We start from the raw sequence: 20,608 nt of genomic DNA on the forward strand, positions 1-20,608 counted from the left end.
AGATGATGATTATTTACAATACTTAGCGACTGCTTTATCGGTCATTTCGTGGACTTCTTTCATTGTGTAGGTATCTCTATCACCACCATAAATTGTGGCAGGAATAGTGTCCAAGTAATCTTTTAGCTCAAGAGAAAGCTCATCAATATCTGTAAAAACATAGAGATACTTGGCTGATGAATCATTAATCCATCTCATTAATCTCTTCTGATCATTTAAACCATAATTTACACAAGTAGAAGCGAGATCGCCCATTTGCTTTAAAGATGTATCAAAGAGTTGAATATTTACTTTTTCTCCACACCCATCTCTAAACTTTCTTGCAACGATTCTTCTTTCACAGTAGCTAGGGTCCTTACTATAGTCTACAGATCTCATACTTGAACTAGTATCAATCCATACTTCAACATTGGCCCTCACAACACTTTCTTTCTTTGCTTTTCCACAGAAAATATCGAAGTAATTTCCTTTTTCACAGTTAATCATATCAACTTCGGTAGCGTTAATTGTTCTATGTGGCCTTTCTTTTAGAGGTTTCTTATCTTCCATATCCTCACCAACATAACCAATTTGAGGATTAAAACAGCCATCACCCATAGGAACGCAATCTAGCCCTCCTCCTCTAATATTCTTTGCAGTAAGCTTAGTGTATTTAATTTTGCTGCTCTCAAATTCTTCAATAAAAGAAACGGCCTCTGGTGAAATAAAATAGAAGTGCACATGCTCAGGCAGAGCAAATGCCTTTAAAGAAAATAAGAAAAAAATCAAATAGGATTTTTTCAAATAGTCATTCCTTTTTGCCTAAAGAATCTAAAGAGATCATTTCCTAAATCAACAATTAGATCTCTTCCTTCAATATCTAAGTTTAGAAAGTCACTCATATAAGCTTTTTGCCTAGGAGTTAAGCTCTCTAACTTCTCTTTAATTGTTAAGTCTCCCTCTCGTCTTCCTTCAAATGAAATACTTTGAGACTTACCACCCACTTTTATTTTTGCGGTGACATTCTTATTTGCAGTTCCACCACCGAGAGCATCTGCAAGAGTATCTTCAAAAACCTCATTAGGTGAAGCACTTATCGATCCCCTCGTCTCCCCCATTACAGGTTCCTGCTTCGGAGCGAATTCATCGTCATCCTCTTTATAAAACTTCACTAGCTTTATAAAGTGATCCGCATAATCCTCTTCGACAAAATCAATGATTTCATGAAGCGGTATATTTAATTTTGCAGATATCTTTGCAACAAGCTGCGGGTTAATATCGGAAGTTTTCTGGGCCAAGAACCTACTCATAGTAGAAACCCCTACATCTGTAATTTCGGCCAAATCTTTTTGCGACAAGGAACCACGTACTTGCATATACTTACGTACGACTCCTAGAAACTCTGCAATTTTATCTTGATTGAAATTCGACATATCTAATCTCCAAGTTACTGTTATCACAATAATGCGAAATTTTTCTTCGCTTGTGAGTACCTGTAATCATTATCGGAATTGCAAAAAAATACCTTAGTGCAATTTTTATTCTTGACGCAATGAGTCAGATAAACTAATATTAAATTGCACGGAGCAACAATGTTGCACCAAAAACACAGACTCGGGAGTAACCGACATGAAAACTCTAACTCAATTCTTTAATCCTTTTTTGAATGAGTGCCAACTGGACGCAAAGTATGAAGTTATCGAGAATATGGTAATAAATACTAAAGAATTCAAAGGTTTGAGTATTTCAGGTTCTCTCTTCTCTCTCACTACCTTTAAGAATGTTACTTTCGAGTCCTGTGTTTTCTATGGATCAAAAATTGAGAATTGCAGATTTGTAAATTGCAATTTTATAAATTGCGAATTCAAATTTACTAACATTTCACACAGCAACTTTACAGGAACGAGGATAGAAAATTGCAAATGGGATTATTCTCCCATCAAAAAAACCGAGTTCAACTTTTGTTATTTATGTGCCGTCACAATGCACTTTAGCTCTTCAGAGAGCAACAACACTCACAGCTCATGTACGAGCAATATTGATCTCTCGTGGGATCAGGCACTTATGGCAGGGGAAGCCGAGCTTGCCAGTGAGAAACGCGAACAGGAAAACTTCACTAACTTAGTTGAAAACTTCCTCTTCGGAAAACAAGCAGCTTAACTATTTGAAATAACGAATATAGCTCAGATTGCCTCAAGGATATATTCGAAAGTCATATCTTTATAACTAGCGAGGCAACTTATCTAATTCAGATCTGGTAAATGGATTTATCACCTGAACAACTCAAAATCCTACCTTCTGATCTGGCACCTTCGGGTGCCAGAGCTCATCTCCTAAAAGGTAGCTTGCGAGGAGCCGATCATGAAAGAGTTAATTGCATCATTATTACTATCTTTTTTAATTGCAGAAACAGCCCAGGGTGTTGTTACTAAATATAAGCATGAGATCCTGCCAAATATGGCCATTAATCACCACCTAGGAAATCTAGAAATAGAGCTAGAATAATTGGCAAATTTTGGTCTAAGTTATTAATAATTTAATAAAAGTAAAGATTTTGACCCTCTTAGGCCATTCAATAGAATCAGCTTATAAGTAAATGAAATTTATCCTTTTTTACATTTTCTCCAAAAAATTTTCTTCTTCACACTTAGAATATTGCCATAGCACGTAAACGGAGGCTGAAGTTGATGGAGAACATCGAATTACAGGAAAAGCTATACGATCAGTATAGAGAAGAGTTACAGCTGGCCTATAAGAGTTGCCTGCATTCAGGTCAATTCTTTGCCGGAGAATTTAATCATCATATTAATGAAATCTGGGCCATTGCCAAAGATGAGGGTTTCACAGAAATGGATTTCCAAGAAATTATTGATGAAGTGGCCAATCAACATGTCGACTCAGTGATATATCCCTTCCCTACACTCATGCATACAGCTGCGTAATAATTGTCTGTGGGTTAGCTCTTTCTATAGAAACAGCCCACAGATTCCCTATTTCTTCTTGAGGCATTGAGAACCATGTAACCGACTTCAACAGCGTTGCGAAGGCCAATCAGACTATCCTTCAGCTCTGCGTTCTTATAGAATCTTTCGATTTCATCGTAGAGTTCACTAAACATGGCATCTGCTCTCTTTAATCGATGTGAAGTTCTCGTAAGTCCTACATAATTCCACATCGTTTGTTTCAGAGTCAGCCAGTCTTGAGAGATAAGAGCATTGTCGGCTTCTAGAGAACCTTTTCTCCAATCTTGAATTTTATAAGCATCATATAAAGAGGCTGTATCTAATTTCTTTGCAATATTTTCTGCAGCGATATAACCCCAAGTCAGTCCTTCTAATAAAGAAGTAGATGCGAGACGATTCGCTCCATGAAGTCCTGTGCACGCAACTTCACCAACTGCGTAGAGGCCTTTTAAATTTGTTTGCCCTTTCAAGTTTGTTTTTACACCACCGCAAGTATAATGAGCAGCAGGTACTACAGGAATAGGTTCCTTTGTTATATCCACATGTTTTTCAAGACAATGTTTATAAATCGTAGGAAATCTCTCCTTTAGCCAATCACTATCTTTGTGAGAAATATCTAAGTAAACACAATCATGACGAGTTTCAATAATCTCATCAGCGATGGCCCTTGAGACGACATCTCTTGGAGCAAGCTCTCTATCAGGGTGATACTTCTCCATGAAGGCCACACCATTAGAATTTATGAGCCTACCACCCTCACCTCTTACGGCTTCTGAAATAAGAAATCTTCTATGGGAAGAACTATCAAAGAATGTCGTTGGATGAAATTGTATAAACTCCATATTTGTTAGAATTGCTCCGGCCCTTTTCGCCATAGCGTGACCATCACCTCTTGCTCCTTCTGAGTTTGAATGGTGGAGATAGAGTCCTCCAATTCCCCCAGTTGCAAGAATTGTAAATTTTGAAATAACCTTAGCAACTTCCTTAGTCTCTTGATTAAGGGCATAGACACCAACGACATAATTGTCTTCATATCTTTGTTGGATACTCACTCCATGATGAACAGGAGTTAGTAGATCAATAGCAGTATGCTTAGTAAGAAGGTGTACATTTGGAAATCGACTTTTATCACTAAGATAATTTAATAGAGATATTTGAATTTCCTTTCCGGTGAAATCACCTTGGTAAAGAATTCTATCGCGAGAGTGAGCAGCTTCTCTTGTAAAGAGCAATTCCCCTTTCTCATCTCTAGCAAAATTCGTTTTAGATTTTTCAATAAGGACTTCTTCTAGAATTTTTCCAGAGCGTTCTTTTAAAATCTCAGCGGCCTTCGTATTTGCCGTATAAGAAGATGCTTTTTGTATATCCTCTAAGAGATCTCTATCACCGTCGTGAGGATAGATAATTCCACCTTGGGCATAGAGAGTATTAGAGACTTTTGGATCTTCATCTCTAGTTAAAATACCTACACGAATTCCACTCTCCGCCAGCTTTGCAGCAGAAGTTAATCCTGAAATTCCACAGCCAATAATGAGAACATCAAATTCGTAAACTGACATCTAAGACCTCTTATACTTTAAAGAAAGATCTACCGCAGGAGCATCGTAAGTCATTGAACCAATACTAATGGCATCGACACCAGGAATGAGATACTTTTCAATTGTATTTAACCTTATTCCACCGGAGACTTCAAAGGTAACTCCAGCAGGCTTCATTGCAATAGCTTTTTTAATGTCATCAGGAGAGAAGTTATCAAGCATAAAGTGCTTTACACCTAAACCAAAGCAATCTTCAAGCTCAACTAGGTCGTGTATTTCAACTTCAATAGGAGTATAGAAACCATTCATTGATTGAAAGTATTCAACAGCAGGTTTAACACCGCCAAAGAAAGACTTATGATTATCTTTAACCATCCACATATCACTTTGACCAAGTCGATGATTAAATCCTCCTCCAATTCTCACAGCGTACTTCTCAAGTCCACGCAGTCCAGGAGTTGTTTTTCTCGTATCAAGGATTTTAGTATTAGTCTCTTTTGCTAATTCAGAAAACTTATTCGTAAATGTTGCTATTGAGCTCGCTCTTTGGAGAAGATTAAGAGCAATTCTCTCACCAGTGAGAGCGAGAGCGAATGGAAGCTCAAATGATAACATTGATTGATCTTCCTTTTTAAACTTCTTTCCTTCAAATGATAAGTGCTCCTCAATTTGAAGGTTTGCTCCCAAGTAATTAAAAGCACCAAAGAAATAAGGGAGCCCGGCCAATACTAAATCGTCTTTGATTTTTAGCGAGCAATCAACCTTATCCATTGGCAAGGATTGAATATAAGAATGATTCCTTGAGAGATCGTCCTCAGCGAAGAAGTGTTCAAAGTCTCTCTCCATTGCCTTATCGAATAATTTTGTGCTCATATTGTCTCCTATATTCTGTTCATATCTCTTTAGAAACAATAAGTTAAGTCTTATAAAGCCCTGTTCAAAACTATTGAGAACCCCCTTCAAAGTCTTTCATAAAATCAGTCACTTAGGTTTAGAAGTCATTGTTAATTTTGCATGAATCCCACTATGACCAACTGGAAGTCCCCTCTCATTCTTGTACTCTCCTCCCTACTTTTTATTTTGGCCCTTAGCAAAGAGAGGGCTAGCTATCGACCAATGAGACAGTCTGACTTCATTAGAGCTCACTTAGTTCGTATGCAGAATATTCAAGAGCGCGAGAGCTTTGCTCTAAGCAGGGCCTTTATTCTTGGAGATAAGAGAAGTTTAACTAAGGATTTAAAACAAAAGTTTTCAACACTTCATATAAATCATCTCTTCACTCCAAGTGGGATACACTTCTCCTCCTTCTTTATACTCTTTCTTCCTTTATTAAAAAGACTAAGAAAGAAAGAGTTAAAAAAGACAGCACTTGCCATTGAATTGATACTTTGTCTTCTTCCTTTTGGGCTTAACCAACTCTACTCCTTAAAAAGGATTTCAATTTTAAGAATTTCAAATCTTATTTTCAAAAAGCTAAACTTGAAAATGAACATCTTTACTATTTTCGTTTTGAGTTTCCTCTTTGACTTTATATTTGGAACTTATGAACAAAGCCCAATGAGTTATGCTTTTAGCTTTCTCTTTCTCGGTAGCTTACTTGCCACCCCAAAACTATCTTCAATTGCACTGAGCTTCTTAAGTGCAAATCTCTTCATCACACTATTCTTTCCATCGACTGTATCTCTTATAGGCTTTTTTCTAGGTTTTATTTTCACTTCATTTTTTTCAATAACATTTCCATTTCTCTTTCTACTTTATTGGACGAGTTCCCTTACAACTCTGGACTTAACCTATTTATTTTTTAATCTCTATCAATTTTTAGTTAATTCTTTTTACAAGCTCTCTATTCTTGGACCAAGCGTAGAGATTGATCTCATTGGCTATTCCCTCTTACTCATTTTCACCATTGTTCGCAGAAAGAGATTTCTGATTTTTGCCATCATTCTGTCTTCTAATAGAGTCTACAATATTCCAGCAGAGAGAGTTTCTAAGAATAATCTTAACCGTGAAGTAAGAATTAATAACTGGAAAATTAAAGGTCAAAAGGAAGTAGGACTTAACAAGGAGATGAGTTGTAGAAGAATTATTTTAACTAATGGGCATAGAATAACTTGTAGAAAGATCAAACCCAAGGAGGATCTTTTGGCACAATCCTCTTAATCCAACTCATTTGCTCAAAAGAAGATTTTTCAAATCCTGTCGTCAGGTAAATTTCGCTTATTCCAAGTTCGAAATACTCTTTTGCCTTAATCTCCCCCTTTACATCATCAGAAAGGCTACTATCAATATAGAGAGTAAAATCACTTCCTAAACTATCTAGTGACTTTTCAAAATCAATACAAGAACTAAATGAATAAAACTCAACTGACTTTGACTTGGCGGCAGACTCCCAAGTTAGCCTAATAAGTTCATCATCATCAATTAAAACGTACTTCTTTTTTAGACGAGGGATACTTATAGAAAGCTGAGTTCCTTCGTCAACGACAGAGCTTACGAATATATTTCCACCACTCTTAGAGATAATCTCTCGAGCATAATGAAGACCAAGACCAGTTCCATTATCTTTACCAGAGGTATAGTTTTTTTCAAAAATCTTACTCATTTTATCTTCTGAGATACCCTGACCACTATCAGAAATATTTAAATAAAGAAATCGTTCATCAAAGTCTAACTTAATGCTAACTTTACCTTTCGCCTCTTTGAGGGCCTCTACAGAGTTGTTAATAATATTAGAGAACACTCTTTTATACTCAGAGCTATCCCCGAGGAGAAGCTCAGTTTCAACAAAATTATTATGCTCGTATTCAATTTCAAGGTCAGTTAAACTCATAAACTCTAACTTTTTCTCTTCAATGATATCAACTAATAGATCGTGCACTATAAACTTACTTAGTGACACTTCGCTTTCAGAGAATACCAACTCTCTAGTCTTTTGGTGCATATTGTTAGCAATACTTCTTATTCGCTCTAGGGCCGTCTTTATTAAATTAAAGCGACCACTCTCTAATCCTTTCAACTCATTTACTGCCATATCAAGGGCAGCCAATGGTGAACGTATATCATGGGCGACTTGCCTAGCAACTTCAACAACGATCTTATTTTCTGCATTTTTAATTTGCTCGTCTTGATAACTCTTTAACTGAAAGAGAAGTTCATTTCGATTTTCAAAAAGGGACTTGAGTTCATCAATTTGAAGAATTTGATCACGATAGTAAATATCCTCTTTCGCCTGTTCAACATTTACAACACCAGAGAGAGACTTCGTTACTTTTTGCAATGGTCTTATCACAATTCTAATAAGATAATGATTTGTAACAAAAGTTAAAATTACAAAAGAAATCCCAAGAAAAACAAGTAGTGGGCCGGTTTCACTAATGAATCCTTTTTTAACGTGGTAACCAAGAACGATCTCAGCAAGAACCTCTTTCTTTTGCTCGTCAAAGAAAAGAGTTTTTTTTAGTACTTCTCCATTAGAGACCTCTGTCCCACTCTTACAAATGATAAATTCATCAGTTAAAATTTGAATATAATTAACAGAGTTTTGATCAAAATATTGATTACATTTTTTCTCCACGCTTGCATACTGACCCATAATGATGTCTTGTGAAACAAGTGAAGAAAAGAGATTTAAATTTTCATTATAGAGTTTTTTAATATTATCGTTATTAATTCTTTCGAATGCGGTATAGAGATAAAAGCTCAACACAACAGAAAAAATGATATTCAATAATAAAAGAGGAATAGAAACGGCTCTAGAAAGCGAGAGATTAATCTTCATTTACGATATCTCCCAGACTCGGAATAAATTTATAGCTGTAACGTGATGCCTTCTTCTTTAGCTTTGTCGCAATTATTGGATTAATCGAAAAAGATTGTATAATCCAGTCTTGTGACTCAAAATTTGTAAATGACTTAGAGTAACCCTTAAGCCTCTCTCTAATATTATTCGTATTGCGATATTCACTTAAATCTTTCATAAATGATTCTGTTGAACAATTTGTAAATTTATACTGATTAGATTTTTCCAAAATACTTAAGAAACCATCAGGGTCAGGAAAAACTCCAACTGATGCTCCTGAAATTAAGTGATACTCTCTACCTTGAAGGTTCTTAACATAATCCTTACCTGCCACAAGTGTTATCTCTGAATCTATTTTCTTTTCCAATAGGGTCTTTCTTAAGTTATCAATAATCTCTTTTGAGAAGTGTTCAACCCTAAGTTTTAAAATAATTTTCCTTTTAAAGGATACAGGTGTTGGATCAGAAACTTTATGGTCTTTAAAATAAGACCTAGGCATCACTCCATTTGGTAGAAATGTTTTTTGCCTCTTTAAGAGGTAGTTTTCTTTTGCATTATCAAAAACCCCTTGAATAATGAATGAGAGGTACCTTCTCTGTTTAGCTGATAGGTTATACTCCTTATTACAATTGAAGTAGAGATGGTTAATGGCCAATCCATTTAGCGAAAATATTGAATACTTTTCTTTATCAAGCCCTTCAATATCTTCCTCACTTGGACCAAGAACAACATCGTAGTTTGAGACTTGATCACTTTTAGAGATGATGAAGCTCTCTTCTTTTGAGATAATACTGAGTTTACCTTCTTTGAAATCAACCTTTGCGTCTCTTGCAAATTTCCCCTTCACGTTTCCACTTACGGAAAATTGATAATCTCCTTCTTTCATTGTCTTGGGAATTATTCCAAATGTTGGCAATGACAAAACATAGAGAAGTGGCGAATACGCTTTTTTTAGGTTGAGGGAAATAGAGAGCGAGTTATTTACTTTTATTAACTCATCGAAATTTATTTTTTTAGATTCATTGTCACGAACTCCGAAGGCATTTAAGAGATAACTCTTAATGGAACTCTTATTAGACTTATGAAAGTATCTCTTCAGGGAGTATTCTATATCCCAAGCTGTAATTTGATAACCTTGATAGAAAACGTTCTTCTTTAATTCAAATGTATATTTTTGTCCGTCTTTGGAAACACTCCATCTCTTTGCAATATCTCCGCGCAGAAGACCTTTATTATCTATAGAAACAAGGTTTCTAAAAAGGTATTTGGAAATAAAATAATTATAGTAATGCCATTGTTTAATCGGAAGAACACTCTTTGGCATTATTGGCATAGAGATTTGATAACTCTTTATTGCAAAAGAGCTGAAGCTCAAAAACAATAGGATAACTGCGAACTTAATTTTCAAGAGCACCCCTATAGTTATAAACAAGTTTCATTCCAAATTCTGTTAACTGAGATCGATCAAAAGTTTCAATAGTTTGTCTCAAAAGCTCTCTTTCATTCTCTAATTTATACTTAAACTTATCCTGATGCATAATAAGTCTAAACATGACATGTGCGGAATGTAGTCTTCCAATTGGAGGTCTCTCCTTTCTCTGAAAAGGTGCGTATCTCAGCTCTTCATCACTTCCCTCAAGAACCAGACGGTCTTCAAGGTTTAGAAGAAATAATTCTTGGTGAGCAATTTCATGGACAATAGATTTAATAACATCTTCTTTATTTTCACATTCACTAAAATTTAAATAAAGACAAAATAGTGAATGAGGATGTGACGCTCCTCTAAAATTTGGCGCAGAGACAAGACAAAACCTTAAATGCTTATTTAGGTCAAAACCCAAATCATCCATCGCAGAGATTTCGTTGATAATTTCATCAAGATTAAATCTAGAAGCATCTCCACGAAATGATGTCAGAGATTCGCTTACTATATTAATTCTTCTATTCCAAAATGCTTCAAACTCTGTTGATACGTCTAAATTGACAACCCTTTTTTTGTAGAAGTCATTGATGCCAACTATTTCTTCAAAACTTAAGTCTCCATAATAAAGTAGAGATAAATAACACAATGGAGCAGAGGCCAAAAAGTCCAAGTTAAACTTATCCATTAAGGCCTTGGCGTAAGTTGCTCTTACTTTTTCAAATTTATTTTTAAATATCCAAGAGTCTAAAGCACCACTCACTTAACTTTTCCTAGAGTTTTAATCAAGGCCCTTTCTTTTTCTCTGAATGAAAATGCGTAACTCTCTTCCCTAAGTTGTAAATATTCGTCATTAAGGTCTTTGATCCAATCAACTACTGGAGTAATAGTCTGCTGACTCTCTACTTCTTTAAGTAAAGTAAGGTCGAGTTCATACTTCCCCCACTTACCAAATGGAGGTGGAGTTATTTCATTTTCAACAAACTTCTCTTTTCCAACATTAAATATAGGTGTTTCGAAGTTGTTACACTTATCAATCATGGAGATCAATTTCTTATTCGTGAATATTTCATCTTGAGCATAATTTACAATTAGATTTTCTCTGTTATTTGAGTTTTTTATCAGATCAAAATAAAATCTTGCCATATTGGTGGAGTAAACAAGGTGATAGGTATTATGACCTTCATCCGGAAGGAGAACACCTTCTTTATCGTGAACTCTCTCTAAGAAATAATTTGTTCTCTTAATCGGATCTCTCTTACCTAAAATAACATTAGGTCTAATAATCACTTTCTGAGAAAAATTTGAGTCAAGGAGAAGTCTTTCACAATCGGCCTTTCCTTGAATGTAGTCCCACTCCCTATCTTGAAAGAGAGAGTTTCTTTCATACTGATGATAAACATCAACATCACTTTCTTTGAAGTTATTTTCTTTTTGGTTACGAATAAGGTGATAAACAGCTGATGAGCTCGTGAGGAGATATTTAATCTCATTTCTACCTGATAGTGCCTCTAGCAAATTACTTATTATTGATTTATTCACTGAGATATTATCGACGACTATTTCAAATTGATAATCTGCAAGTTGATCTAAATCTTCTCGCTTGGTAACATCGCCTTTGAGAGTAAGAAGTTGATCGCTTTCTATACCTGGAACATTACCACTTCGATTGAAAGTCACGACCTTAGTACCAGAACTTAAAAGCATCTCCACTAACTCTCTACCTACAAATGAATTTCCTCCAAATACAAGAACTGTCGACATTAACCCTCCGAGCACTAAGGAAAGAAAATATCAGAACCAAAGCTAGCTGAAGTCCTTCTGCCACCAGTTAAGATCTCTACTCTTGCTTCAGAGAACCCTGCATCTCTTAGTCTCTCTAAAACAGACTCATTGAAACTGAAGTCTCCTGATAAGATTTCTACTCTAGACTCCGAAATATTATTATTTCTAAATACATCTAGCTCAAAATCACTCAATCCATTCTGCACTCTAGCGTCGTTAATAAGAATCTCAACTCTTGACTCGGCCATACCCGCATCTCTTAGAAGGTCAATATTTAAACTTCTACCACTATCGACTAATATCTCAATACGAGATTCTGAAAGCATTTCAGCTCTTAAAAGGTCCAGCCTAATATTGTCTCTAGAATTAATTAATATCTCAACTCTAGATTCTGAAAAGCCTGCCTCACTTAAGTTTTGTAAATTTATATTTCTCTGATCTCCCGAGAGAATCTCCACTCTTGATTCTGAAAAAAGAGACTCATTCATAACATCAAGGCTTACGTCCTCTACTTTTTCAGAGGTTAGGATCTCAATCTTTGCAGCTTGAAACTCTTTAATGAAATAAACTGCAGTATTGAGCTCTTGGTCTTTTATATCAATGATGCTTTCTAAACTCTTATGATCTTTTTCGCTTAAGTTCAGTGCATTTTCTTTGAGGAGATTATAAATATGAGGCCTTAGAGTGAAGAAGCTCTTATCATATTGCTTTGCTAGCTTTAGAGCTATAATGTCTGCCTTAAACCTTAAAAGCTCATCTTTAGCGGCTTCGCTTAAGTTAGAATTTAATTGAAATTGTCCCAGGGCTGATTCAATTTCTTGAGCTAAAACTCCCGATGGAACACTTAATAAAAGTGCTACTGACAATAATTCTTTTTTCATAACGACCTCTTGAGTACAAAAATCTTTGTATTCATATACTTATAAATTTGTGTTTTTAAAAGAGGATTGAAAAAATTCTATTTAATACACAGGTAGTAAGATACTGTAATCACATACACACCCACGACTTCCCCTAGGAAAGAGAAAGTCGTGAGCTTTTTAAATTAGAAACTTAGTAATTTCTTTAATTGATCGTAAACATCATCGATCTGAGGAAGGATATAGTCTTCAGATGTTGGACAGTAAGCAACATAAGAATCTCTCGCAGTTACTCGTAGAATCGGAGCATCTAGTGATTCGAAACACTCTTCATTAACTCGTGCTGCAATTTCTCCAGCAAATCCAGAAGTCTTCGTCTCTTCGTGACAGATAAGAAGTCTATTTGTTTTCTCTAGAGACTTCTTAACAGCATCCATATCGAATGGAACTAAAGTTCTAGCATCTAAAATTTCAATTTTCACACCAAGTTCAGATTCTACTCTCTTGGCCGCTTCAATTGACTTTTGAACAAGTGCTCCCCATGCAACGATAGTTGCATCTGCACCTTCTCTTGCCACGCGAGCTTTTCCAAAAGGAATCATATATTCTTCACCAACATCAGCTGTTCTATTATATCCTTGATAGTAAAGGTGCTTATGCTCTAAGAACATTACTGGATCATCTGCTCTAATGGCCGTTCTTAGAAGTCCAGCAGCATCAGCAGCATTAGATGGGTAAGCAACACAAATACCTGGCACGTGAGTAAAGAGAGACTCTCCACACTGAGAGTGATAAATAGAACCACCTCTTAAGTAACCACCAATTGGAACTCTAACAACCATTGGACATTTGAAGTCACCACCTGATCTATATCTCGTCGTGGCCATTTCATTTTTTAGTTGCATATAAGCAGTCCAGATATAATCAAAGAATTGAATCTCTACAACTGGCTTAATTCCTCTCATGGCCATACCAATAGCACGACCAATAATATTTGCTTCAGCAAGTGGTGAGTTGAATACTTGTCCCTCTTTAGAAGCTCTTTGAACTCCTGATGAAACTTTAAATACACCACCCTTTCCAGAAAGGTCAGGGTTATCTAATTTTTCAAGTTGAGAGAAGTCTGCTACGTCTTCACCAAACATTCTTAAAAGAGGATTCGAAGCGAACTCTCTTTTTAAAACAGCATTAATAGCTCCGGCCATTGGAATATCATCTTTTCCTTCAAGTGTAGGAGTTGTATCAAACTCACTTGAAGTGATATCTACATCTTCAGAGAAGATATGTTTTAATGAATCTTCTGGCTTTGGCCACTCTGTTGCGATTGCATCATTCATGGCCTGTCTTACTTCTTTAGAAACTTCATCTAAAAGTTCTTTAACTTCAGACTCAGTCATAATTCCAGTTTCAATAAGTGTCTTTGGGTAAGAATTGAAAACATCAATTACTTTTTCTTCTGCCAACTCTTCTTTTGTTCTATACATTGATTGATCATCAGAAAGAGAGTGTGAATATGGTCTTGTAACATGTGAGTGAACAAGAACTGGACCCTTCTTCGCTCTAATATGTTTTACCGCTTCAACAAATGTTGCATAAGATTCGATTGGACAATTCCCATCACACTCTAAAACTTTAAGTCCAGGAAATTCATCCATGGCCTTAGAGATAGACCCTCCAGGAGTCTGTACAAAAGTTGGTGTAGAAATCGCGTAACCATTATCTTCAACATGGAAGAGAACTGGGAGCTTATTTACACAAGCTGTTGTTAGCCCTTCCCAGAACTCACCTTGAGAAGTTGTACCATCACCACAAGAAGTATAAACAACTTCATCATCTTTAAAGTTATCTGTTCCTACATCGTCGCCTTGAGCATCTAGAGAATTTAAATACTCTCCCGCTTCTGCAACACCACAGGCCTGAAGAAATTGTGTTCCTGTACATGATGACTTATTAACAATATTTAATTTTACATTTCCCCAGTGCGCCGGCATTTGACGTCCATGAGAAGCTGTATCGCCGATATTACCATTTGCCTGACATAGCATTTCGTAAGGAGTTACCCCTAAGCCAGTACATAGTGCTCTATCTCTATAGTAAGGAATGAACCAGTCATATCTTGGCTTCATTGCAAAGGCAGCTGCTGTTAGAACACCCTCATGACCTGCTCCAGAAATTTGAAAGAAGGCCTTTGATTGCTTCTTCATTGTAATTTCTGCATCATCTAATTTTCTAGAAACATAAATATTTCTAAGCATTGAGATGAGATCTTCTTTTTTAAGCTTATATTTCTTAGCAAGTTTTAACTTATCTTCTGCGCTTAATTTCTTTAATTTCTTAGAACTCATTTCTTTCAGTCCTTTGGTTTTATCGAGCATGAAAACCCCTTTTGTCGCTTTGCGACGAATGTATCAAAAATCTATAGCAGACTACCTAAATGAGCGCCGAATGTCTAAAATGACACAGAGGGGAATGAGAAGAATTATTGAAATTTATTGAATTTACAGACCGTAACTAAAGCTCAGAGCAAATCTTCTATCCTCTTCGCCTCTAAATTCGTTAGATGTGGTATCAACAGCGTATGTCGTAAGATCAAATTCAAGCTTCTGAGACTTTATCCCAAGCCCTGCAGAACCCCAACCATCTCCATATCCGGCCCTAATAAAGAACTTTCTAGCAATATCGAATTCGATACCAAAAGTTAGCTTTCTATTTGTGGCCACACCATCGTATTCACTTGAGATATCTTTGTAATTGGCTTCAAGGTGCATTCTTACGACTTTTCCAATTTGGGGAGTTAGAGAAAATCCAACATCCATAGAATTTAGAACATCTGTTGGTGCACCATTTGTACTTCCCTCAGAAAATTTCTGATCAAAAGCATTGTTCATCTTTACCGCTAATGTTGGGAGGAATGTAATTGGTAGCGTTAGCTTTGCCCCCGCAACAACTATGACCGCTGCTCCCTTTTTTATTTCATCAGGATTTTCATTATACTCAGTATTGGCATCACTCTCGCCAACAATTTCTTTTCTATTGAGATATGTTGCCGATCCACCAATCTTAAAAACTCCACCAAAGAGAGAGATATTTAGGGCCGCATATGGACCGTGGTCTCTTCTATCAGCGTATTCAAAACTTGCACCGGCTTCTGTTCCAATAGTTGCTCTCGTTCTCTTAGAGAGCAAATAACCTAAACTAAAATATCTTGTTGTAAAATTTGGTAGAAAGTGAAATCTCTGATGTGAAATTGTTCCTTTGTTTTTAACGAGACTCTTTCTCTGCCCTTCTAAGCTAAAGGCATCCATCATCTCAGGAAAGACATCTAAAACGCTTCCTCTAGTTGAATTATCAATCCAACCCTTATTGAATTCCATGTGGAAATTACTTAAGTGAAAATGAGTTTTTCTAACAGTACCTAGTCCCGCAGGATTATAGTAAACAGCACTAGCATCATCGGCCTTAGCCACGTAGGCATTTCCCATAGCAAGCGCTCTGGCAGAAGTGGCCAACTCAGGAAAGACAGCATCTTCAAAGTCGATTGCAAAACTAGGCAACGACAGCGAACAAGTAAGGACAATTATAAATGGTTTAAGCAAAAGCTTTCTTAAACTTCTCATCAGGTTATTTTAACAAGTTTAAAAGGGGAATCGTATGGGGAAAGAAGGTTGAGCTAGACAGTATTAACCCAGTATAAAGCTCAACTATATTGGGTAAGGTATTAAAATCCCTGACCACGAAGGCCAGGGAATATGAAAAATTAATTTCTCGTCTTTCTTCCAGGGAATCTATGTCCAAGATTACCAAGGTATTTACCGTTAATATTTCTAATAGACTCAATTCTACTCTCAGCAAGTACGTCCGCAGCTTTATTTACTGGGATATCTTGCTCATCAGAGATTGCAAAGATCTTTAACGTTGTATCATAAATTGTATCAACCATTCTTGAAGACTTAGAATCAGACCATCCTTCAAATTCGATTGAAACGTTCATTAATCCACCAGCATTGATAAGGTAATCTGGAGCGTAGAGAATTCCTTTTTGTCTTAAGATTTCTCCGTGACGATCTTCAGCTAATTGGTTATTTGCAGCACCTGCTACGATTTTACACTTTAATCTATCAATAGTGTCGTCATTAACTGTTGCACCTAGGGCACATGGAGCATAGATATCACAATCAACATCGTAGATATCATTAACACCAACAACTTCTACCGCAGGAACTGCTTCCTTAAGAAGTTGAATATTTCTTTCGTTAATATCGCAAACAACAACTTTTGCACCTGCTTCATCTAGGAACTTCGCAAGGTATCTACCAACAGACCCCGCACCTTGAAGAGCAACTGTTTTTCCTTTTGGAGAACGATCACCGTATACTTTCATACAAGCAGCTTCGATACCTCTGAAAACACCCTTTGCTGTATATGGAGATGGGTTACCTGAACCACCGTGGATCTTTGCAACACCACAAACATTTCCAGTTTCAGTGAAAACGTGCTCAATATCCTGAACACCAATATTTACGTCTTCTGCTGTAATATATCTTCCATTAAGAGACTCTAAGAATCTACCGTAAGATCTGAAAAGAGCTTCTGACTTATCTTTCTCTGGATCACCGATAATAACGGCTTTACCACCACCAAGGTTTAAACCTGAAACAGCAGCTTTATAAGTCATACCTTTAGATAGTCTTAATACATCATTAATCGCTTCTTCTTCTGAAGCATATGGCCACATTCTTGTTCCACCCAAAGCTGGACCTAGAGTTGTGTTGTGAATAGCAACAATTGCTTTTAGATTACAACTTGGATCGCTAAAGAAAATTACCTCTTCGTGTCCATCTTTATATAATCTTTCAAAGCTCATCATTTTTTAGCTCCTTGCTACATGATCCTTAATAATTTCCATATCATACCGATAAGGAAGTATCTGAATAAATTCAGCAAACTATAATCACTAAAGGATGGAATTCGTATGCCCACCGTGTCACTCGTACAAGTAGCCGAAAATGGAGACTTATTAGATGAAGAAACCCTCAATTTTGAGGTCGAAGAGGGTGAAAACCTCTGGGTTGGACTTGAAACGGCCGGTCACTTACTCCCAAAAGGTTGCCTTGCAGGCTCTTGCGGCACATGTAGAATAAATGTCCTCGAAGGCGCGTCAAATCTTTCTAAATTAAGCGTCATTGAAAATGATACTGTTGAGCATATCAAAGGCTCATATGTAGAATCATACGGCGAAGAATGGATCCAAGGCAAAGAAGTTAGACTTGCTTGTAGAGCAAGAGTAAATGGCGATGTTAAGATTCATATTTTAAAGAAGTAAGTTGAGCTTCCCCTCAATTAATAGATAGTCTTCTCCATCGTCCCACGACTCTTTATAAATAAGCTCCGTACCGATCTTTTTTAATGAGAGTCCGTAAACTCCATTTTCATAATTTAAATTGATTTCATTCTCAGTAACCTCTCCCACTTTTTCACCAAAGTAGTAGAGTGCACCATCAACGATATTGAAGCTCGAGGGAGGATAGGAAGCTTGAATATCAGAACAAATATAACCACCATCTAGAATATAGAGCTTCTTATCTGTTTGCTTGATCTGCATGAAGATTTCTTTGCACTCTCCGCTTCTATTATTATAGTCAAAGAATCCACCAGCACTCCACTTCCCAGTAAGCCCGGCGAAAGAGGAAGACATTAACAAAAAAGCGATTAATGTTTTCATGCGTTTCTTCTCCCTCTTCTAATCTTAGCATTTATATCATCAGCACTATCTACCGCCGTATCCCATGCTGTATAGATCTGCTTCTTCACACCCGCTCTTAAATCTCCTGCAACATAGAAGTTCTCTATATTTGTTTCACCTTTATTATTGGTCACAACAAATCCTCTCTCATCAACTTCAGCCCCAAGAGATTTTGCGAGTTCATTATAAACAATCATCCCCAGAGACACGAAGCTCATTTCAACTTCAACGATACCCTCGCCCTCAACTTCAAAGCCTTCAAGCTTTCCAGACTTAGTGTCACCGTGAATAGAGAAAATCTCTCCTTCATAAACTTCGATACCGTACTTATCAATTAAGCCCTTAACTTCATCATCAAATTCTGGAGTCTCACCATGAGTGAATATCTTCATCTCCGGTGTTTGATACCTCTCATAAAGCATCGCTGCCACCCAGCCTGCTCCATTAGTGTGTCCAATAATTCCCGTCTTCTTTCCATAGACATGATGTCCATCACAACGAAGGCAGTAATCTATAGACTGATTATTAGCGTAAGGAAAAACTGGTGCGATATCTCCATCGATCTTAGGCTGTACATCCATAACTCCAGTACAGAGAATAACGTACTTTGCTTGATACTTATCACCTTTATTATCTACTAATTCAAAGAGACTTCCCTCTTTCTTTAATTCTGTAATTCCTCTATTTTTCTGCCAAACAAACTTTTCTTTTAAGTCACTTTCTTTTGATAGCCAGTCAAGTTGCTCTCTATTTGGATTCTCGATCCCTTTCTTATATTCTAAGTGGCCTGGCATATTTTCGACTTTAGTCACCCACATAGCACGCGACTTCTTCTTATCTTTACCTGTACCTGGGAAGAGAATTGTTTCATCATTATTTAGAACTGATCTAAGAGTGGCCATCACTCCTGCTGATCCTCCACCAATTACTGCAACATCATATATTTTTTCCAAAATAATTCTCCTCAAAAAAAAAAAGACCTAGATAACTAGGTCTTTAGTATAAACGTAAATGTAAAATATTTTAAGCTTAGACGGGAGATATTTTTTGCGAAGCCATTCGATCAACTTCTTTTTCTTCAACATTTTCTTCTTCACCAGCAGAATTGGCCTCTCGTTTAGAGAAAAAGTGCTTTTCACCATCGACATCTTGAATTCTAATTTCTCTAATCTCGTAATCTTGAACTTTCTTCAATTCAAAAGATAGACCTTCCCAAACAATAATTTGTCCCTCTTCTGGAAAGTTATTTCCAAGCATATCTAAAATAAACCCAGATACTGTAGAGTAGTTATCGTTTAGAGGTATCTTAATTTCGAAATCGTTATATAGCTCTCTTAGGGAAAGAGACCCATCAATATAGATTCCCGTCTCTAAATCACTAATTTGGTATTCTTTATTAATTGATTCTTCTTCTTCGTCGTGCTCATCTTGAATTTCTCCAAAGATCTCCTCAACGATATCTTCTAAAGTAATAATACCAACGATTAGACCATTCTCATCTTTAACTAAAGCGAGGTGAACTTTCTTTCTATTCATATGATCGAAAACCGCTTGGATCTTCATATGTTCATAAACAAAGAAAGGACTCTTTAAATGTTCAGTAATATCGAAATTCTCTCTCTCTTCTTGCTCTAGGAATACAAGTTCTTTAACGTGAAGAAAGCCTTTCATATTTTCAAGCTCACCATCACATACTGGGAAACGAGAGTGAGTATCTTCTTTAATAACAGTTAAAACATCTTGGTAGCTAGATTCTGACTTTAGATATTTAATCTTTTGTCTTGGTATCATAATGTCTTTAACTTTGATTTTCGGAAAATCTAAAACAGAGTGAAGAAGATCCACTTGTTTAGAATCGATTGTGTTTTCTTTCTCCGCTTTTTGAACCATATACTCAATATCGAGCTTAGTGATAAGTCGACCAGTAAGTTCAGCATTCTCACCTAAGAAAGTACTAATAAACCAGACGATACTTTTAATCACTGGAAATAGTGAGATATACCAAAGCTGAAGAAAGCGAATTGTTGGAACAGCAAGCTTTTCAGCGTGAGTTCTCGCAAAAGTCTTTGGAATAATTTCACCGAAAATAAGAATGATAAAAGTTGTTATACCCACGGCAATTCCGATGGAATCTGATGAGAAAATTCTCGCCGTAAGAGTAGTCATTAATGATGACGCAAAAATATTAACAACGTTATTTCCAACAAGGATCGTAGTTAGGAATTCATTAGGGCGCTCAATCATGAAATTGAGAGCATTTCCTCTACTTCCACCTTCTTCAATAATCTGCTTTGCTCTATCAATATTGATAGACATGAGGACAGCTTCTGAGCCAGAAAAAATTCCCGACAAGAGAAAGCAAGTCATTAGTAAAACGACTTCATAAGTTTCTACTTGCACGTTACACGTCCTGACAGAAAGTTGAATAATGTAATTGATTTAATTTGAGAGAGGTTGGCCAAGCTAAAGTAGCCGATGAATGACGGAGGTTCTATTTCCCAGTTCCTTGTTAAGTTAATAA

At 36.4% G+C, this 20,608-nt stretch carries 20 protein-coding genes; 5 read left to right on the forward strand and 15 right to left on the reverse strand.

Going from position 1 to position 20,608, the window contains the following annotated elements:
• Nucleotides 1-9: 9 nt before the first annotated feature.
• Nucleotides 10-783 carry a hypothetical protein gene (locus tag BMS_RS15090; RefSeq protein ID WP_014245690.1) on the reverse strand — a complete coding sequence of 258 codons (774 nt, stop codon included), beginning with the start codon at nt 781-783 and terminating at the stop codon, nt 10-12.
• Nucleotides 780-1,412 (reverse strand): helix-turn-helix domain-containing protein, encoded by a 633-nt coding sequence (locus tag BMS_RS15095; protein ID WP_044557696.1) that lies wholly within the window; start codon nt 1,410-1,412, stop codon nt 780-782. Before BMS_RS15095 ends, BMS_RS15090 begins: the two co-directional genes overlap by 4 nt.
• 196 nt (nt 1,413-1,608) lie before the next feature.
• Between BMS_RS15095 and BMS_RS15100 the strand changes: the two genes are divergently transcribed.
• The 3 genes from BMS_RS15100 (at nt 1,609) to BMS_RS15105 (ending at nt 2,921) form a co-directional block, all read left to right on the forward strand.
• Complete coding sequence (locus BMS_RS15100) at nt 1,609-2,139, forward strand: pentapeptide repeat-containing protein (RefSeq protein WP_044557697.1); 531 nt, start codon at nt 1,609-1,611, stop codon at nt 2,137-2,139.
• Nucleotides 2,140-2,340: 201 nt separating this feature from the next.
• Entirely contained in the window at nt 2,341-2,484 is a 144-nt protein-coding gene (locus BMS_RS17670) for a hypothetical protein (RefSeq protein ID WP_157868303.1), read from the forward strand.
• 179 nt (nt 2,485-2,663) lie between these two features.
• Nucleotides 2,664-2,921: a hypothetical protein gene (locus BMS_RS15105; RefSeq protein WP_014245693.1), complete on the forward strand. Its 258-nt coding sequence runs from the start codon at nt 2,664-2,666 to the stop codon at nt 2,919-2,921.
• Between the two features lie 14 nt (nt 2,922-2,935).
• Here BMS_RS15105 and BMS_RS15110 read toward each other — a convergent pair whose 3' ends face one another.
• On the reverse strand, nt 2,936-4,501 hold the full coding sequence (locus tag BMS_RS15110; protein WP_014245694.1) for an L-aspartate oxidase: 1,566 nt from the start codon (nt 4,499-4,501) through the stop codon (nt 2,936-2,938).
• The gene (nadC, locus tag BMS_RS15115; protein ID WP_044557699.1) at nt 4,502-5,353 is read right to left on the reverse strand and encodes a carboxylating nicotinate-nucleotide diphosphorylase; all 852 of its coding nucleotides are present in this window, start codon (nt 5,351-5,353) and stop codon (nt 4,502-4,504) included.
• 153 nt (nt 5,354-5,506) lie between these two features.
• Here nadC and BMS_RS15120 point away from each other — a divergent pair, with 153 nt between their 5' ends.
• Nucleotides 5,507-6,640 (forward strand): ComEC/Rec2 family competence protein, encoded by a 1,134-nt coding sequence (locus BMS_RS15120; protein WP_157868304.1) that lies wholly within the window; start codon nt 5,507-5,509, stop codon nt 6,638-6,640.
• Here the strand turns inward: BMS_RS15120 and BMS_RS15125 are convergent.
• From BMS_RS15125 to BMS_RS15160, 8 genes are all read right to left on the reverse strand, one after another.
• A complete protein-coding gene (locus BMS_RS15125) occupies nt 6,603-8,258 on the reverse strand; it encodes a sensor histidine kinase (protein WP_014245697.1) in 1,656 nt (551 codons plus the stop codon). The two genes, BMS_RS15120 and BMS_RS15125, sit on opposite strands and share 38 nt — an antisense overlap.
• Nucleotides 8,248-9,687 (reverse strand): ABC transporter substrate-binding protein, encoded by a 1,440-nt coding sequence (locus BMS_RS15130; protein ID WP_044557700.1) that lies wholly within the window; start codon nt 9,685-9,687, stop codon nt 8,248-8,250. The genes BMS_RS15125 and BMS_RS15130 overlap by 11 nt, the downstream gene beginning before the upstream one ends.
• Nucleotides 9,677-10,462, reverse strand: coding sequence for an aKG-HExxH-type peptide beta-hydroxylase (locus tag BMS_RS15135; protein WP_014245699.1), 786 nt, complete (start codon nt 10,460-10,462; stop codon nt 9,677-9,679). The genes BMS_RS15130 and BMS_RS15135 overlap by 11 nt, the downstream gene beginning before the upstream one ends.
• Nucleotides 10,459-11,463, reverse strand: a complete 1,005-nt coding sequence (locus tag BMS_RS15140; protein ID WP_044557701.1) for an NAD-dependent epimerase/dehydratase family protein — start codon at nt 11,461-11,463, stop codon at nt 10,459-10,461. The genes BMS_RS15135 and BMS_RS15140 overlap by 4 nt, the downstream gene beginning before the upstream one ends.
• A gap of 14 nt (nt 11,464-11,477) precedes the next feature.
• A complete protein-coding gene (locus BMS_RS15145) occupies nt 11,478-12,365 on the reverse strand; it encodes a hypothetical protein (protein ID WP_014245701.1) in 888 nt (295 codons plus the stop codon).
• Between the two features lie 164 nt (nt 12,366-12,529).
• A complete protein-coding gene (locus BMS_RS15150) occupies nt 12,530-14,719 on the reverse strand; it encodes an alpha-ketoacid dehydrogenase subunit alpha/beta (protein WP_014245702.1) in 2,190 nt (729 codons plus the stop codon).
• 123 nt (nt 14,720-14,842) lie between these two features.
• Entirely contained in the window at nt 14,843-15,961 is a 1,119-nt protein-coding gene (locus BMS_RS15155) for a hypothetical protein (protein ID WP_014245703.1), read from the reverse strand.
• A gap of 140 nt (nt 15,962-16,101) precedes the next feature.
• On the reverse strand, nt 16,102-17,211 hold the full coding sequence (locus BMS_RS15160; protein ID WP_014245704.1) for a Glu/Leu/Phe/Val dehydrogenase dimerization domain-containing protein: 1,110 nt from the start codon (nt 17,209-17,211) through the stop codon (nt 16,102-16,104).
• 105 nt (nt 17,212-17,316) lie between these two features.
• On the opposite strand from BMS_RS15160, the gene BMS_RS15170 reads away from it, so the two are divergent.
• On the forward strand, nt 17,317-17,667 hold the full coding sequence (locus tag BMS_RS15170) for a 2Fe-2S iron-sulfur cluster-binding protein (protein WP_014245705.1): 351 nt from the start codon (nt 17,317-17,319) through the stop codon (nt 17,665-17,667).
• Here the strand turns inward: BMS_RS15170 and BMS_RS15175 are convergent.
• The 3 genes from BMS_RS15175 to BMS_RS15185 form a co-directional block, all read right to left on the reverse strand.
• Complete coding sequence (locus BMS_RS15175) at nt 17,656-18,066, reverse strand: hypothetical protein (RefSeq protein WP_014245706.1); 411 nt, start codon at nt 18,064-18,066, stop codon at nt 17,656-17,658. The two genes, BMS_RS15170 and BMS_RS15175, sit on opposite strands and share 12 nt — an antisense overlap.
• On the reverse strand, nt 18,063-19,040 hold the full coding sequence (locus tag BMS_RS15180) for an NAD(P)/FAD-dependent oxidoreductase (protein WP_044557703.1): 978 nt from the start codon (nt 19,038-19,040) through the stop codon (nt 18,063-18,065). Before BMS_RS15180 ends, BMS_RS15175 begins: the two co-directional genes overlap by 4 nt.
• Before the next feature lie 76 nt (nt 19,041-19,116).
• On the reverse strand, nt 19,117-20,487 hold the full coding sequence (locus tag BMS_RS15185; protein WP_044557704.1) for a hemolysin family protein: 1,371 nt from the start codon (nt 20,485-20,487) through the stop codon (nt 19,117-19,119).
• Nucleotides 20,488-20,608 lie beyond the last annotated feature (121 nt).

The sequence above is a fragment of the Halobacteriovorax marinus SJ genome, from assembly GCF_000210915.2.
Classification (GTDB): domain Bacteria; phylum Bdellovibrionota; class Bacteriovoracia; order Bacteriovoracales; family Bacteriovoracaceae; genus Halobacteriovorax; species Halobacteriovorax marinus.